Here is a 14,123-nt window from a genome sequence, read left to right on the forward strand (position 1 = left end):
CATGCGTCAAGCACTGCCCTTCGCGCTGGCAGCCCTGCTACTGGGCGGCTGCACCAGCCACAAACCCGAAGATTTCAACGGCATCTGGATCAACCAGGAAGCCATCACTGCGGCGGTCAAAGCCGGCAGCCTGCGCCAGGCGCTGAATGAGCACGGCCCAGTGTTCGAGTGGAAGCTCGACGTGGCCAATCAGCAAGCTAGCTATAGCAATGGTTTCGAGGCCGCTGACGGCCAGCTGAGCGCCAATGACAAGCAATGGCAGGCCAGCTTCCAGGGCGGCCAGACCGAGCAGCTTTCGCTCGATGGCGACGAGCTGCTGGCCGTCGACCAGAACGGCGCCAAGCAAACCTTCGTGCGCGCAAAGGCGTCGGTGTCAGCCAACGCACCACTTGGCAGCAGCTTCGAGAAAGCGCTGTACCAGGCCTACCTGGGTGGTAACTGGAAGATCGTCGAAGGCCAGGGCAAAGGTGCCAGCGTGCGCTTCAGCGACACCGGCAACGTCACCGGCCTACCCGGGCCGGACCGCTTCGCCCTGTGCCTGGCGGGTGATTGTGCGACCATGGGTGGCAGCAATGACAGCCTGTGGCTGGAGCGCAACCAGCGCGGTGCACCGTTCATCATCAAGCGCGATGGCGACAAGCTGGAGATTTTCCAGGCAGTGAACCGTGCGCAGCCGGATGAAATGCCGGAGCTGGCAGCCGGCAAGCGTCAGTGGACGCTGGAGCGCACCTGAGATGATGCGCGCCCCCTGTAGGAGCGGGTTTACCCGCGAAGAAGACACCGCGGTGGATGGCACGGGCTTCGCCCGTGTTCGCGGGCAAGCCCGCTCCCACAGGGATCGCGCCAGCTTTTAGAAATTGAGCAAGACAGTTGCTCCCACAAGGCATCGCGCCAGTTGCCAGCTAGGCTTTTCCTGCCAGGATCGCGGCGTAGCCTTCCTTGTAGCTCGGATATACCGGCGCCCAACCCAGCGCCCGCGCCCGGGCATTACTGCAGCGCTTGCTGCCGGTACGCCGTACCCGTTGCTCATCGGACCACTCGGTAACCCCCATATACGCCCGCAGCCAGGCCACCACATCGGCCAGCGGCGCCGGGTCATCGTCGACACCGATGTAGCAATCATCCACTGCCTTGCCATCAGCATCGGCCTGCAGCAGAAACGCCAGCAGGCTGGCGGCATCTTCGGCATGAATGCGGTTGCCATACAGCGGCGGCTCCTCGGCCACGCGGTAACCCTGACGCACCTGGCTCAGCAACCACTCGCGCCCCGGGCCATAGATACCGGTCAGGCGGACCACGCTCGCCGGGATGCCGCTGCCCAATGCCAACCGTTCAGCCTCCAGCATCACCCGCCCGGAATAGCCCTCAGGCTCGGTGGCAGCGCCCTCCTCTATCCACTCGCCGCCCTTCTGCGCATACACGCTGCTGCTGGAGACGAACAACAGGCGACGCGGGCGCTGACCACGCTCGGCCAACCAGGCCAACACATGGCGCAAACCATCAACATAAGCTGCCTGATAACCCTCTTCATCGTGCTGGCTGGCCGCCACGCAATACACCAGGTAGTCCAGCGCCCCCTGTGGCCAGGCCGGCGGCATCGACGGTTCGGCCAAATCTGCGGCAACCGGCTGAACCCCTGCAGGCAGTTGACCGACCGAACGGCGCAGGCCAGTCACCTGCCAGCCTTTAGCCAACATCTGCCTGGCCAGACGCCCACCCACATCACCACAACCCACCACCATCACGGAAAGGTCTGACATCTCTAAACTCCCCTAGACCAATTGATCAGCCTGGCCACGCTACACGATGGGCGGCTAGACCATAGGCGAAAAAAGCTACAATATTACTTTTGTTAACAAGAATTACTTGCAATAATGGCCGCCAATTTGTTCTCGGCCTGCATCGAGGCCTTGGAGAACGTTCACTTTTTCTTCATCAGGTCCGGCCAGCATGACACGTACTCAATCTTCCGCTTCGCCAACCCCGTCGCGCGCCTGGCGCGCCATCGCCGCGCTGACACTTAGCCTGGTGCTGGCCCCGGTGGCCATGGCCGATGAGCCAACCACCAACGCCGCCACACCTGCTGCTGCCACTGCTCCGGCCGCACCCGCTGCTGCCCCAGCCGATGCGCCGGCGCCTGATGCCACTGCCACCAACCCGGCAGATGCACCGGCCGCGGCAGACCCGAGTGTTCAAGCCCTGGTCGAAGACACCTCGCTGGGCATGGCCCATGACCTGTCCCCATGGGGCATGTACAAGAACGCCGACATCGTGGTGAAGATCGTCATGATCGGCCTGGCCATCGCCTCCATCATCACCTGGACCATCTGGATTGCCAAAGGCTTCGAGCTGATGGGCGCCAAGCGCCGCCTGCGTGGCGAAATCGCCCAGCTGAAGAAGTCCACCACCCTCAAAGAAGCCAGCGAAGTCTCCAACAAGGCAGGCACCCTGGCCCATACCCTGGTCCATGATGCCCTCGAAGAGATGCGTCTTTCGGCGAACGCTCGCGAAAAAGAAGGCATCAAGGAACGCGTCAGTTTCCGTCTGGAGCGCCTGGTGCATGCCAGCGGCCGTACCATGAGCAGCGGCACCGGCGTCCTCGCCACCATCGGCTCCACCGCGCCGTTCGTCGGTCTGTTCGGTACCGTATGGGGCATCATGAACAGCTTCATCGGCATCGCCAAGACCCAGACCACCAACCTGGCCGTAGTTGCCCCAGGTATCGCCGAAGCGCTGCTGGCCACTGCTCTGGGCCTGGTCGCGGCAATCCCGGCCGTGGTCATCTACAACGTCTTCGCCCGCTCCATTGCCGGTTACAAGGCGCAGGTGTCCGATGCCTCCGCCCAGGTACTGCTGCTGGTCAGCCGTGATCTGGACCACCAGGGCAGCGAGCGCGCCGCCCCGCACATGGTGAAAGTGGGGTAAGCCATGGGCCTGCATCTCAACGAAGGTGGCGACGACCTCGCCGAAAACCACGAAATCAACGTTACGCCGTTCATCGACGTGATGCTGGTGCTGCTGATCATCTTCATGGTCGCCGCCCCCTTGGCAACGGTCGACATCAAGGTCGACCTGCCGGCCTCAACCGCCAAACCAGCGCCAAGGCCCGAGAAACCGGTGTTCGTCAGCGTCAAGGCCGACCAGAAGTTGTATGTCGGCGACGATCTGGTTGCTGCACCCGACCAGCTTGGCCCGATGCTCGACGCCAAGACCAAGGGTGACAAGGAAACCACCATCTTCTTCCAGGCTGACAAAGGCGTGGATTACGGCGACCTGATGGAAGTGATGAACAACATGCGCGCGGCCGGCTACCTGAAAGTCGGTCTGGTAGGTCTCGAGACGGCAGCCAAGAAATGATGAAAACGCGCTCTAACATGGCGCGCTACGGTGGCAGCCTGGCGATCGTGCTGGGCGTGCACGTGGTCGCCGTGCTGCTGACGCTCAACTGGTCGGTGCCCCAGGCCATCGAGCTGCCCCCGGCAGCGATGATGGTCGAACTGGCACCGTTGCCGGAGCCTGCGCCACCACCACCCCCAAAGGCAGCTCCGCAGCCACCGGCCCCGGTCGAGGAACCGCCGATGCCGAAGCTGGCAGAAGCGCCCAAGCCCAAGATTGCCATCCCCAAGCCGCCCAAGCCGAAGGCCAAGCCCCAGCCGCCCAAGCCCGAGAAAAAGCCTGAGCCGCCGAAGGAAGCACCCCCCACCGAGCAAACGGTGGATGCGCCGCCCAGCAACACGCCACCGCAGAAGTCCGCGGCACCGGCACCGAGCATTGCGTCCAACAGCAACGCCCTGCCAACCTGGCAGAGCGACCTGCTGCGCCACCTGGCCAAGTACAAGCGCTACCCGGAAGACGCGCGCCGTCGCGGCTTGCAAGGTATGAACCGCCTGCGCTTCGTGGTCGACGCCGAAGGCAAGGTCGTGTCGTACTCCATGGCCGGTGGTTCAGGCAGTGCTTCACTAGATCGGGCGACCTTGGAAATGATCCGTCGGGCCGGCACGGTACCCAAGCCGCCACCCGAGTTGCTGAACAATGGCACGATTGAAGTCGTGGCACCGTTCGTCTACTCACTGGACCGCCGCTGAGACTTTTGTTTCTGTCACAATTCGGCAAGTCTGATAACGTGCGTCTATCGATTGCAGCCGCTATGCTGGGCCCGCAACTTCATGGACGCACGTTATGACCCTCACAGAATTACGCTACATCGTCACACTCGCCCAGGAACAGCACTTCGGCCATGCCGCCGAGCGTTGCCACGTGAGCCAACCAACCCTGTCGGTCGGTGTGAAGAAGCTCGAGGACGAGCTTGGCGTTCTGATCTTCGAGCGCAGCAAAAGCGCAGTACGTCTGACCCCGGTCGGCGAAAGCATCGTCGCCCAGGCGCAGAAGGTACTGGAGCAGGCCCAAGGCATTCGCGAGCTGGCCCAGGCCGGCAAGAATCAGCTGACCGCCCCGCTCAAGGTCGGCGCCATCTACACCGTCGGCCCCTATCTGTTCCCGCACCTGATCCCGCAGCTGCACCGCGTGGCGCCGCAAATGCCGCTGTACATCGAAGAAAACTTCACCCACGTACTGCGCGAAAAGCTGCGCAACGGCGAACTGGACGCGGTGATCATCGCCCTGCCGTTCAACGAAGCCGACGTGCTGACGCTACCGCTATACGACGAACCGTTCTGCGCCCTGATGCCTGCCGACCACCCATGGACGGCGAAGAAGACCATCGACACCGCCATGCTCAACGACAAGAGCCTGTTACTGCTCGGTGAAGGCCACTGTTTCCGCGACCAGGTACTGGAAGCCTGCCCGACCCTGAACAAGGGGGGTGAAGGCTCAAGGCATACCACGGTAGAGTCCAGCTCGCTGGAAACCATCCGTCACATGGTGGCTTCGGGCCTTGGCGTTTCGATCCTGCCGCTGTCGGCAGTGCACAGCCATCACTACGCCCCCGGCGTCATCGAAGTGCGCCCGCTGACGGCACCGGCACCGTTCCGCACGGTAGCCATCGCCTGGCGCGCCAGCTTCCCGCGGCCAAAGGCGATCGAGATCCTCGCCGATTCGATCCGCCTGTGCTCGGTCGCCAAAAACCCTGCGGAACAACCGGCCTGAGTCATGAGTGAGCTGTCGAAGGTCCCGGTCACAGTACTGAAAGGTGTGGGCGAGGCAATGGCGGAGAAACTCGCCAAGGTTGGCCTGGAAAACCTGCAGGACGTGTTGTTCCACCTGCCCCTGCGCTACCAGGACCGCACGCGCGTGGTGCCAATCGGCCAGCTGCGTCCGGGCCAGGATGCGGTTATCGAGGGAGTGGTCAGTGGTACCGATGTGACCATGGGCAAGCGCCGCAGCCTGGTGGTGCGCCTGGGCGACGGCAGCGGTGTGCTGACATTGCGTTTCTACCACTTCAGCAACGCGCAGAAGGAGGGCCTGAAGCGGGGCACCCACCTGCGCTGCTACGGAGAAGCCCGCCCCGGCGCTTCGGGCCTGGAAATCTACCACCCGGAGTACCGCGCGCTGAACGGCAGCGAGCCGCCGCCACCGGTGGAGCAGACTCTGACGCCGATCTACCCGTCCACCGAAGGCCTTACCCAGCAACGCCTGCGCCTGTTGTGCCAGCAGAGCCTTGCCCTGCTTGGCCCGCGCAGCCTGCCCGACTGGCTGCCTGACGAACTTGCCCGGGACTACCAGCTGGCACCCTTGGACGAAGCCATCCGCTACCTTCACAATCCGCCGGCCGATGCCGACCTCGACGAACTCGCCGAAGGCCAGCACTGGGCCCAGCACCGCCTGGCCTTCGAAGAGTTGCTGACCCATCAGCTGTCGCAACAACGCCTGCGCGAAAGCCTGCGCAGCCTGCGTGCGCCGGTACTGCCCAAGGCCACGCACCTGCAGGCGCAGTACCTGGCTAACCTGGGCTTCCAGCCGACCGGCGCGCAGCAACGGGTAGCCAACGAAATTGCCTACGACCTTAGCCAGCACGAACCGATGATGCGCCTGGTGCAGGGCGACGTGGGTGCCGGCAAGACCGTGGTCGCTGCACTGGCAGCGTTGCAGGCGCTGGAAGCTGGCTACCAGGTGGCATTGATGGCACCCACCGAGATCCTCGCCGAGCAGCACTACATTACCTTCAAGCGCTGGCTGGAACCGCTGGGCATCGAAGTCGCCTGGCTAGCCGGTAAACTCAAGGGCAAGGCCCGGGCCGCTTCCCTGGAGCAGATCGCCAACGGCGCCCCCATGGTGGTCGGCACCCACGCGCTGTTCCAGGAAGAGGTAAGGTTCAAGCACCTGGCCCTTGCGATCATCGACGAACAGCACAGGTTTGGCGTGCAGCAACGCCTGGCCCTGCGCAAGAAGGGCGTGGCCGGCGAGCTGTGCCCACACCAGCTGATCATGACCGCCACGCCTATTCCGCGCACCCTGGCCATGAGCGCCTACGCCGACCTGGACACTTCGGTGCTCGACGAATTGCCGCCAGGGCGTACGCCTGTGAACACCGTGCTGGTGGCCGACAGCCGCCGCTTCGAAGTGGTCGAGCGGGTACGTGCCGCCTGCGCCGAGGGGCGCCAGGCCTATTGGGTATGCACGCTGATCGAAGAGTCCGAAGAACTCACCTGCCAGGCCGCCGAAAGCACCTACGAGGAGCTTGGCAGCGCGCTTGGCGAGCTGAGGGTAGGGTTGATCCACGGGCGCATGAAACCGGCAGAAAAAGCCGAGATCATGGCCGAGTTCAAGGCTGGCAACCTGCAGCTTCTGGTCGCCACCACGGTCATCGAGGTGGGCGTGGACGTGCCCAACGCCAGCCTGATGATCATCGAGAACCCCGAGCGCCTGGGCCTTGCACAGTTGCACCAGCTGCGTGGCCGGGTTGGTCGGGGCAGCGCCGTTAGCCATTGCGTACTGCTGTACCACCCACCACTGTCGCAGATCGGCCGCGAGCGCTTGGGGATCATGCGCGAGACCAACGATGGCTTCATCATCGCCGAAAAAGACCTTGAACTGCGTGGCCCGGGCGAGATGCTTGGTACCCGCCAGACCGGTCTGCTGCAGTTCAAAGTCGCCGACCTGATGCGCGACGCCGACCTGCTGCCAGCCGTGCGCGACGCGGCCCAGGCCCTGGTATCACGCTGGCCGGAACACGTCAGCCCGCTGCTGGACCGCTGGCTGCGCCATGGCCAACAATATGGCCAAGTGTGACGGCAGTCCCAGAATGGATCCAGATTTGCTCGCAGGCTGGTTATACTTCGCGTTTAAAAGAAACAGTGGATACGGACCATGACTGAAGTTGCCCTGGACACCGCAACCCCACACGCCCCCTCTGTCATCAGGCTGCTGCTCGACAAGCTCGGCGTGCCCTACCGCCAGGTGGTCGAACACCCGTACCTGCCAGCGGCTTCGCGGGTGCAGGCTGTCCTTCTCGACGACGAGGTCGGCGCCCTCATGGTGCTGTTCCCGCAGAGCCACCTGCTGGACCTCAACCGCCTGGCCGAGCTGACCGGGCGCAAGCTGACCGCCGTGTCGGTACCGCGCCTGAAGCAGATGCTCGACAAGCACCACCTCAAGGCGCTGCCGGGCATCCCGGCGCTGACCAGCTCGCCATGTCAGTACGAAAAGGCCCTGCTCGACGCCGAAACGGTCTTTATCCAGTCCGGCGAAGCCGGCCTGTTGCTGGAAATCGAACGCGCACACTTCAAGCGCATGCTGGCCAAGGCCAGCGCCAGCAGCTTCGGCCAGCAAGTCGAAGCCATCAGCCCCAACCTCGACCGCCCCGATGACGACACCCGGGAAATCACCAATGCGGTCCAGGCCTTCACTGCCCGACGCATTCAGAAGCGCCTGGAAGAAACCATCGAAATCCCACCGCTCGCCGACAGCGCGCAGAAGATCATCAAGCTGCGGGTAGATCCCAACGCCAGCATCGACGACATCACCGGCGTGGTCGAAACCGACCCGGCGCTGGCGGCACAGGTGGTGAGCTGGGCTGCATCGCCCTACTATGGTTCGCCGGGCAAGATCCGCTCGGTTGAAGACGCCATCGTGCGTGTGCTGGGTTTCGACCTTGTGATCAACCTGGCCTTGGGCCTGGCGCTAGGCAAGACCTTGAGCCTGCCCAAGGACCACCCGCAGCAGGCCACGCCCTACTGGCAACAGTCGATCTACACCGCTGCGATCATCGAAGGCCTGACCCGCGCCATGCCTCGCGCAGAACGCCCCGAGGCCGGGCTGACCTACCTGGCCGGGCTACTGCACAACTTCGGCTACCTGCTGCTGGCGCACGTGTTCCCGCCGCACTTCTCGCTGATTTGCCGCCACCTTGAGGTCAACCCGCATTTGAACCACACCTATGTGGAGCAACACTTGCTGGGCATCAGCCGTGAACAGATCGGTGCCTGGCTGATGAAGCTGTGGGACATGCCGGAAGAGCTGTCGACTGCCTTGCGCTTTCAGCACGATCCGGCCTACGACGGCGAATATTTCGCGTTCCCCAACCTGGTATGCCTGGCCACCCGCCTGCTGCGCTTGCGAGGTATAGGCTCAGGGCCGCAGGAAGAGATTCCTGACGAGCTGCTGGAACGCCTGAGCATTACCCGGGACAAGGCCGAGGATGTGGTGAACAAGGTGCTCGAAGCCGAGAACCTGTTGCGTGAGCTGGCTTCGCAGTTCCATGCACCGCATTAAGCATTAACACATAGCCTGTGGGAGCAACTGTCTTGCTCAATTTCTAAAAGCTGGCGCGATTTGACTGTGGGAGCGGGCTTGCCCGCGAACACCGGCGAAGCCGGTGCCATGCACCGCGTCGCTTGTTTCGCGGGCACGCCCGCTCCCACAGGTAAAGCATCGGCATCCCCGTCGGGCTTCAGCCTTTCTTCTTCGGTTTCAGGTATTTCATCAACCCTTGGAACCACATCACCAACGCCGGGTTGCCCTTGATCTGGATGTGCTTGTCCTGAATCCCCTGCATGAACGCCAGCTGCTTGTTACCCGCCTGCATGGTGGCGAAGCCATAGGCGGCGTCCTTGAAGGCAATGGCGAACGCCGGCTGTGGGTGTGCGCCGCCCTTGCTGCTGATGCGCTCATTCTCGACGATGAAGTGCCGGGCGACCTTGCCGTCCAGGGTCTGCATCTGGAACACCAGGTCCTTGCCCTTGAGCTGCTGCTGGAATGCGGGGTTATTACGACTGGCCCTGGCCATCAACAGCCCCATGGCCCAGAGAAGAAAGCGAAACTTCATCAACGCGCCTCGAATGAAAAGTGACTAAGGCGCGCAGTTTATCCTTTTCCAGAACTATTTATGCAAGTTCGAAACATTTTGCCTGCAGAAAGCACAACGGGCGCCCCGAGGCGCCCGCTTGGCTGACACTGGAATTGTCAGGGAGCGATCACTTGCCTTTCTTGGCTGGCTTGGCGGGAGCGTTAACGCTGTCGCGCAGGTTCTTGCCAGGCTTGAAGGCCACGGTATTGCTGGCCTTGATCTTGACCGGCTCACCCGTTTGCGGGTTCTTGCCGGTACGCGCGCCGCGATGACGTTTTTCGAAGGTGCCGAAACCGACCAGGGTAACTGTGTCCTTGTCCAGGGCACCGGTGATGCTGTCGAGAATCGCGTTCAAAACCTGATTGGCCTTTTCCTTGGTCAGATCAGCCTTATCGGCGATGACGGCGGCGAGTTCTGGTTTGCGCATAGTGAAGCCTCTTTGACGGAATTCTTGTTGTTATGCCGTGCTGCCTCTGGGAGCAGCGCTCAAGGCACCGCAGGCTCTAATCTGCGGCAGACGGGAGTGAGAATGGCACGAGCTCAGGGGCCGCGCCAGTATCTGGGCGGCCATTGTGCAGGCAACAACAGGATAAATCCGACAGAACGCGCGCTATTTACGCCATAACCGGTGGCAACTGACGATTCAGCGCCAGCTTCTCCATCACCGCCGTCCCGGTAAGGGCGTAGCCCAGCAGCTTGCCGTCGGCATCAAGGCAGAGCACCTTGAGGTCACTGCCCTGCCCCTCTACCTGCCAGATGCCTTCGCAGCCCTGTGGCGCTGGCGAGACCACCAGCGGACACGCCGGGGTTTTCACGGTGATAGGCATCGGCCCGTAGGAAACTGCCGTCGGCTTGCCGGCCAAGGTTTGCGCCAGCGCCCGGGCACAGCTCATCAGCGGCATCACGTACAGCAGGTTGATGCCATCGACTTCGGCACAGTCGCCAAGGGCGAAGATGTTGGCGTGTGAAGTACGTAGCTCGCGGTCTACGCTTACGCCACGGTTGGTCTGCAGGCCGGCCGCGGCAGCCAGGTCGGTACGTGGGCGCAGGCCGATGGCCGAAACCACCAGGTCGCTGGCAATCACGCTGCCGTCCGACAGGTGCGCCTCGAGGCCTTGGGTTACCTGCTGCAGACGGGTCAGCACCGGCCCCAAGTGGAAGCGTACACCCAGGCCCTCCAGCCCACCCTGCACTGCCGCCGCAGCGGCCGGGTGCAGCAGGGTCGGCATGACCTGTTCACACGGCGCCACGACGTCAACCTTGAAGCCGCCCAGGCTCATGTCGTTTGCGAATTCGCAGCCGATAAGGCCGGCACCGAGGATCAGTACACGCTGCTTGCCAGCGGCGGCAGCACGGAAGCGCGCGTAGTCCTCCAGGTCGTTGATCGGGAATACCAGATGGCCGCCATCACCCTCGATCGGCACCTGCACGGTCTGCGCCCCCCAGGCCAGCACCAGGTCGCGGTATTCCACGGCCTCTTCGCCGATCCACAGCCGCTTGTGGCCCGGGTCGATGCCGCTGATGCGGGTATGAGTACGGATCTCTGCGTTCAGTTGCTCGCCCATGGCGCCCGGCTCAGCCATGCACAGGCCGTCGGCGTCCTTCTGCTTGGCAAAGCCCATGGAAAGCATCGGCTTGGAGTAAGAGCGACCATCGTCGGCGGTGATCAGCAACAACGGCGTCTGCGCATCGAGCTTGCGAAATTCACGGGCCAGGTTGTAGCCCGCAAGGCCGGTACCGATGATTACCACAGGGGACGTCATGTCGTGCTTTCCTCGATTAACCGATGGAGATCATTTCAAAGTCGCTTTTGCCGACGCCGCAGTCGGGGCACAGCCAGTCTTCAGGTACATCCTCCCAACGGGTCCCGGGGGCGATGCCGTCGTCGGGCCAGCCTTCGGCTTCGTCGTAGATCAGGCCACAGACAATACATTGCCACTTTTTCATCAGGTCTATTTCCTCGGTTCAGGCTGGGGCTTGTGCTGCTGATGGTCTCTTCGCGGGTAAGCCCGCTCCTGCAGCGACCGCGAATGGGGCCAGTGCTCAATTCGTGGGGGCTTTGTAGCGGCCCTGCCGGCAGTATGCAAGCAGTTGGGGCAATCATGCTAAGCTCGCCGCCTCTTTGGCTGTAACAAAGCATACCGACGTGTCGTACGAATCCCCGCAAGCAGCCGCTGTCGCGTGGCTGCCGTATTCACAACTGGCGACCGACATCGACCAGCCCACCCTTGACTGGCTGTTCGACGAGGGCTCGCTGACCCGCCGCCTGACCCGTCTGTCCATCGATCACTTTTCCGTCACCCCGCTGTTCGAAGGCTGGCAGCCGCTGCGCGATGATGAATGCCAGGCGCTGGGCATCGCTGCCGGCGCCGAAGGCTGGGTGCGCGAAGTGTATCTGCGCGGCCATGGCCAACCTTGGGTATTCGCCCGCAGCGTGGCCAGCCGCAGCGCCCTGGAACGCGGAGGACTGGACCTGGAAACCTTGGGCAGCCGCTCGCTGGGCGAGCTGCTGTTCTGCGACCAGGCGTTCATCCGTCATCCACTCGAAGTGTGCAGTTATCCACAGGCCTGGCTACCGTCCGAAGCTGCACATGCGGCGCTGTGGGGCCGCCGCTCGCGCTTCGAGCGCAACGGCCTGGACCTGCTGGTGGCAGAAGTGTTTCTGCCGGCATTGTGGCAAGCGGCCAAGGAGGAAAACCGCTGATGTACCTGCAACTGCTCAAGTCGCTCAACCGCCTGCACCCGCGGGCCTGGGACTTCGTCCAGCTCAGCCGCATGGACCGGCCGATAGGCATCTACCTGCTGCTGTGGCCGACCCTGTCGGCAGTGTGGATTGCCGGCAACGGGTCACCAACACTGGCCAATGTGCTCATCTTCGGCCTTGGTGTGGTGCTGATGCGCGCGGCCGGCTGCTGTATCAACGACTTTGCCGACCGCAAGGTTGACGGCCACGTCAAGCGTACCGCCGACCGGCCACTGGCCAGTGGCCGAGTGCGGCCACGGGAGGCGCTGACACTGTTCGCGATTCTGGTAGGAGTGAGTTTCCTGCTGGTGCTGTGCACCAACAGCCGAACCGTCTGGCTGTCATTCGGGGCGGTGGCGTTGGCGTTCTGCTACCCGTTCATGAAGCGCTACACCTACTACCCGCAGGTGGTGCTGGGAGCGGCGTATTCGTGGGGCATTCCGATGGCGTTCACGGCGGCCGGTGGTGACCTGCCGGCCAGTGCCTGGCTGCTGTATATCGCCAACCTGCTGTGGACGGTGGGTTATGACACCTACTACGCCATGGTCGACCGCGATGACGACCTGAAGATTGGCGTGAAATCGACCGCGATCCTGTTCGGCGACGCCGATCGCAGCATCATCCTGACCCTGCAGTTGCTGTCGCTGGGCTGCCTGTTGCTGGCCGGTAGCCGCTTCGATCTGGGTGGCTGGTTCCACCTCGGGTTGCTGGGTGCGGCGGCGTGCTTTGCCTGGGAATACTGGTCGACGCGCAAGCTGGACCGGGAATCGTGCTTCAAGGCGTTTCTGCACAATCACTGGGCTGGGTTGCTGGTGTTTATCGGGGTGGTGCTGGATTACGCGTTGCGCTGAGTGTTTTGGGGCCGCTGTGCGGCCCCGGCTATCTCAAGGCTTGGCAACGTGCCAGACGTCTTTCACGCCGTCACCGGTCATGTCGCCGGCCTTCTTGTCCTTGATGAAGGTATACAGCGGCTTGCCGTCGTAAGCCCACTGCATCGAACCGTCGTCACGCGTTACATGGGTCCATTTATCCTTCGGTGCTTCGTCTTCTTTCTTGACCATCAACGGTGGCCAGTTCTTGGCGCAATCGCCATTGCACATCGACTTGCCACCCGCATCCTTGTCAAAGGTGTACAGGGTCATGCCGGCATGATCGACCCACATGCCGTCCTTCTCCATGGCATGGTGGGCCAACGCCACCCCCGGGAGCGCCAGCGCAGTGAAAAGGGCCATCCAGCTCAGCGTATGTCGTGTCATTGGATTCACCATTGTTTCGGGGGAAATGAGTTCGGGTTGCCATTACGGCGGCCCTCTGTAGCCTAGTTCAGTCACGGAATGTCGCCAGAACGGCCAACACCCTGTCACACAGCTGCAATAATTCCGTTATCTAATGCGGGCCAAGACACCGAATCCAGGAGAGGTTTTGAGCATGGTAGGCAGGAACATTCTGATCGTCGACGACGAAGCGCCCATTCGCGAGATGATCGCCGTTGCCCTGGAAATGGCCGGCTATGACTGCCTGGAAGCGGAAAACTCGCAACAGGCCCATGCGATCATCGTCGACCGCAAACCGGACCTGATCCTGCTCGACTGGATGTTGCCGGGCACCTCCGGCATCGAGCTGGCCCGTCGCCTGAAGCGCGACGAGCTGACCGGTGATATCCCGATCATCATGCTCACCGCCAAGGGTGAAGAGGACAACAAGATCCAGGGCCTGGAAGTGGGCGCCGACGACTACATCACCAAGCCGTTCTCGCCGCGTGAACTGGTGGCGCGACTGAAAGCCGTGCTGCGCCGCACTGGCCCGAGCGACAGCGAGGCGCCGATCGAGGTCGGCGGCCTGCTGCTCGATCCGATCAGCCACCGCGTGACCATCGACGGCAAGCCGGCCGAGATGGGCCCTACCGAATACCGCCTGCTGCAGTTTTTCATGACCCACCAGGAGCGCGCCTATACCCGAGGCCAACTGCTGGACCAGGTGTGGGGCGGCAACGTCTATGTCGAGGAACGTACCGTCGACGTGCACATCCGTCGCTTGCGCAAGGCACTGGGTGAAGCTTACGAGAATCTGGTACAAACCGTCCGGGGCACTGGCTACCGCTTCTCGACCAAGAGCTGATCGAGTTCCAGAGCGCCA

Annotated in this window: 16 protein-coding genes; 10 read left to right on the plus strand and 6 right to left on the minus strand. The window is 62.8% G+C overall.

Features of this window, described 5'->3' with window-relative positions; translation table 11 throughout:
- The first annotated feature begins 1 nt into the window (after position 1).
- Positions 2 to 733: a hypothetical protein gene (locus tag ACYCCG_RS03030; RefSeq protein WP_209969135.1), complete on the plus strand. Its 732-nt coding sequence runs from the start codon at positions 2 to 4 to the stop codon at positions 731 to 733.
- A gap of 169 nt (positions 734 to 902) precedes the next feature.
- Here ACYCCG_RS03030 and ACYCCG_RS03035 read toward each other — a convergent pair whose 3' ends face one another.
- Positions 903 to 1,760, minus strand: coding sequence for an SDR family oxidoreductase (locus ACYCCG_RS03035; protein WP_459669382.1), 858 nt, complete (start codon positions 1,758 to 1,760; stop codon positions 903 to 905).
- Positions 1,761 to 1,950: 190 nt separating this feature from the next.
- Between ACYCCG_RS03035 and exbB the strand changes: the two genes are divergently transcribed.
- The 6 genes from exbB (at position 1,951) to ACYCCG_RS03065 (ending at position 8,670) form a co-directional block, all read left to right on the plus strand.
- Entirely contained in the window at positions 1,951 to 2,925 is a 975-nt protein-coding gene (gene exbB / locus ACYCCG_RS03040) for a tonB-system energizer ExbB (RefSeq protein WP_209969130.1), read from the plus strand.
- 3 nt (positions 2,926 to 2,928) lie between these two features.
- Positions 2,929 to 3,357 (plus strand): TonB system transport protein ExbD, encoded by a 429-nt coding sequence (exbD, locus tag ACYCCG_RS03045; protein WP_176682894.1) that lies wholly within the window; start codon positions 2,929 to 2,931, stop codon positions 3,355 to 3,357.
- Positions 3,354 to 4,085 carry an energy transducer TonB gene (locus ACYCCG_RS03050; protein WP_176682895.1) on the plus strand — a complete coding sequence of 244 codons (732 nt, stop codon included), beginning with the start codon at positions 3,354 to 3,356 and terminating at the stop codon, positions 4,083 to 4,085. Before exbD ends, ACYCCG_RS03050 begins: the two co-directional genes overlap by 4 nt.
- A 94-nt stretch (positions 4,086 to 4,179) precedes the next feature.
- Positions 4,180 to 5,106, plus strand: a complete 927-nt coding sequence (locus tag ACYCCG_RS03055; RefSeq protein ID WP_012274839.1) for a hydrogen peroxide-inducible genes activator — start codon at positions 4,180 to 4,182, stop codon at positions 5,104 to 5,106.
- 3 nt (positions 5,107 to 5,109) lie between these two features.
- Complete coding sequence (recG, locus tag ACYCCG_RS03060; RefSeq protein ID WP_176682896.1) at positions 5,110 to 7,188, plus strand: ATP-dependent DNA helicase RecG; 2,079 nt, start codon at positions 5,110 to 5,112, stop codon at positions 7,186 to 7,188.
- Positions 7,189 to 7,266: 78 nt separating this feature from the next.
- Positions 7,267 to 8,670, plus strand: a complete 1,404-nt coding sequence (locus tag ACYCCG_RS03065) for an aminoacyl-tRNA deacylase and HDOD domain-containing protein (RefSeq protein WP_209969127.1) — start codon at positions 7,267 to 7,269, stop codon at positions 8,668 to 8,670.
- Between the two features lie 178 nt (positions 8,671 to 8,848).
- Here ACYCCG_RS03065 and ACYCCG_RS03070 read toward each other — a convergent pair whose 3' ends face one another.
- The 4 genes from ACYCCG_RS03070 to ACYCCG_RS03085 form a co-directional block, all read right to left on the minus strand.
- Complete coding sequence (locus tag ACYCCG_RS03070) at positions 8,849 to 9,223, minus strand: helicase (RefSeq protein WP_176682898.1); 375 nt, start codon at positions 9,221 to 9,223, stop codon at positions 8,849 to 8,851.
- A gap of 148 nt (positions 9,224 to 9,371) precedes the next feature.
- The gene (locus tag ACYCCG_RS03075) at positions 9,372 to 9,671 is read right to left on the minus strand and encodes an HU family DNA-binding protein (RefSeq protein WP_003253355.1); all 300 of its coding nucleotides are present in this window, start codon (positions 9,669 to 9,671) and stop codon (positions 9,372 to 9,374) included.
- 187 nt (positions 9,672 to 9,858) lie between these two features.
- A complete protein-coding gene (locus ACYCCG_RS03080; RefSeq protein ID WP_459669384.1) occupies positions 9,859 to 11,007 on the minus strand; it encodes an NAD(P)/FAD-dependent oxidoreductase in 1,149 nt (382 codons plus the stop codon).
- Positions 11,008 to 11,023: 16 nt separating this feature from the next.
- Complete coding sequence (locus ACYCCG_RS03085; protein WP_003253349.1) at positions 11,024 to 11,191, minus strand: rubredoxin; 168 nt, start codon at positions 11,189 to 11,191, stop codon at positions 11,024 to 11,026.
- Positions 11,192 to 11,390: 199 nt separating this feature from the next.
- Between ACYCCG_RS03085 and ACYCCG_RS03090 the strand changes: the two genes are divergently transcribed.
- Positions 11,391 to 11,948 (plus strand): chorismate--pyruvate lyase family protein, encoded by a 558-nt coding sequence (locus ACYCCG_RS03090; RefSeq protein WP_176682900.1) that lies wholly within the window; start codon positions 11,391 to 11,393, stop codon positions 11,946 to 11,948.
- The gene (ubiA, locus tag ACYCCG_RS03095; protein WP_176682901.1) at positions 11,948 to 12,838 is read left to right on the plus strand and encodes a 4-hydroxybenzoate octaprenyltransferase; all 891 of its coding nucleotides are present in this window, start codon (positions 11,948 to 11,950) and stop codon (positions 12,836 to 12,838) included. Before ACYCCG_RS03090 ends, ubiA begins: the two co-directional genes overlap by 1 nt.
- 33 nt (positions 12,839 to 12,871) lie before the next feature.
- Here ubiA and ACYCCG_RS03100 read toward each other — a convergent pair whose 3' ends face one another.
- Positions 12,872 to 13,243: a COG4315 family predicted lipoprotein gene (locus tag ACYCCG_RS03100; protein ID WP_176682902.1), complete on the minus strand. Its 372-nt coding sequence runs from the start codon at positions 13,241 to 13,243 to the stop codon at positions 12,872 to 12,874.
- A gap of 172 nt (positions 13,244 to 13,415) precedes the next feature.
- On the opposite strand from ACYCCG_RS03100, the gene phoB reads away from it, so the two are divergent.
- Complete coding sequence (phoB, locus tag ACYCCG_RS03105) at positions 13,416 to 14,105, plus strand: phosphate regulon transcriptional regulator PhoB (RefSeq protein WP_003253341.1); 690 nt, start codon at positions 13,416 to 13,418, stop codon at positions 14,103 to 14,105.
- Positions 14,106 to 14,123: the final 18 nt, after the last annotated feature.

Source organism: Pseudomonas sp. VEM90 (assembly GCF_054611535.1).

What these genes read in the sequence shown, in the direction of transcription:
- ACYCCG_RS03030 (WP_209969135.1), top strand. Translation starts at nt 2, where the DNA reads ATGCGTCAAGCACTGCCCTTCGCGCTGGCAGCCCTGCTACTGGGCGGC.
- ACYCCG_RS03035 (WP_459669382.1), bottom strand. Translation starts at nt 1,760, where the DNA reads ATGTCAGACCTTTCCGTGATGGTGGTGGGTTGTGGTGATGTGGGTGGG.
- exbB (WP_209969130.1), top strand. Translation starts at nt 1,951, where the DNA reads ATGACACGTACTCAATCTTCCGCTTCGCCAACCCCGTCGCGCGCCTGG.
- exbD (WP_176682894.1), top strand. Translation starts at nt 2,929, where the DNA reads ATGGGCCTGCATCTCAACGAAGGTGGCGACGACCTCGCCGAAAACCAC.
- ACYCCG_RS03050 (WP_176682895.1), top strand. Translation starts at nt 3,354, where the DNA reads ATGATGAAAACGCGCTCTAACATGGCGCGCTACGGTGGCAGCCTGGCG.
- ACYCCG_RS03055 (WP_012274839.1), top strand. Translation starts at nt 4,180, where the DNA reads ATGACCCTCACAGAATTACGCTACATCGTCACACTCGCCCAGGAACAG.
- recG (WP_176682896.1), top strand. Translation starts at nt 5,110, where the DNA reads ATGAGTGAGCTGTCGAAGGTCCCGGTCACAGTACTGAAAGGTGTGGGC.
- ACYCCG_RS03065 (WP_209969127.1), top strand. Translation starts at nt 7,267, where the DNA reads ATGACTGAAGTTGCCCTGGACACCGCAACCCCACACGCCCCCTCTGTC.
- ACYCCG_RS03070 (WP_176682898.1), bottom strand. Translation starts at nt 9,223, where the DNA reads ATGAAGTTTCGCTTTCTTCTCTGGGCCATGGGGCTGTTGATGGCCAGG.
- ACYCCG_RS03075 (WP_003253355.1), bottom strand. Translation starts at nt 9,671, where the DNA reads ATGCGCAAACCAGAACTCGCCGCCGTCATCGCCGATAAGGCTGATCTG.
- ACYCCG_RS03080 (WP_459669384.1), bottom strand. Translation starts at nt 11,007, where the DNA reads ATGACGTCCCCTGTGGTAATCATCGGTACCGGCCTTGCGGGCTACAAC.
- ACYCCG_RS03085 (WP_003253349.1), bottom strand. Translation starts at nt 11,191, where the DNA reads ATGAAAAAGTGGCAATGTATTGTCTGTGGCCTGATCTACGACGAAGCC.
- ubiA (WP_176682901.1), top strand. Translation starts at nt 11,948, where the DNA reads ATGTACCTGCAACTGCTCAAGTCGCTCAACCGCCTGCACCCGCGGGCC.
- ACYCCG_RS03100 (WP_176682902.1), bottom strand. Translation starts at nt 13,243, where the DNA reads ATGACACGACATACGCTGAGCTGGATGGCCCTTTTCACTGCGCTGGCG.
- phoB (WP_003253341.1), top strand. Translation starts at nt 13,416, where the DNA reads ATGGTAGGCAGGAACATTCTGATCGTCGACGACGAAGCGCCCATTCGC.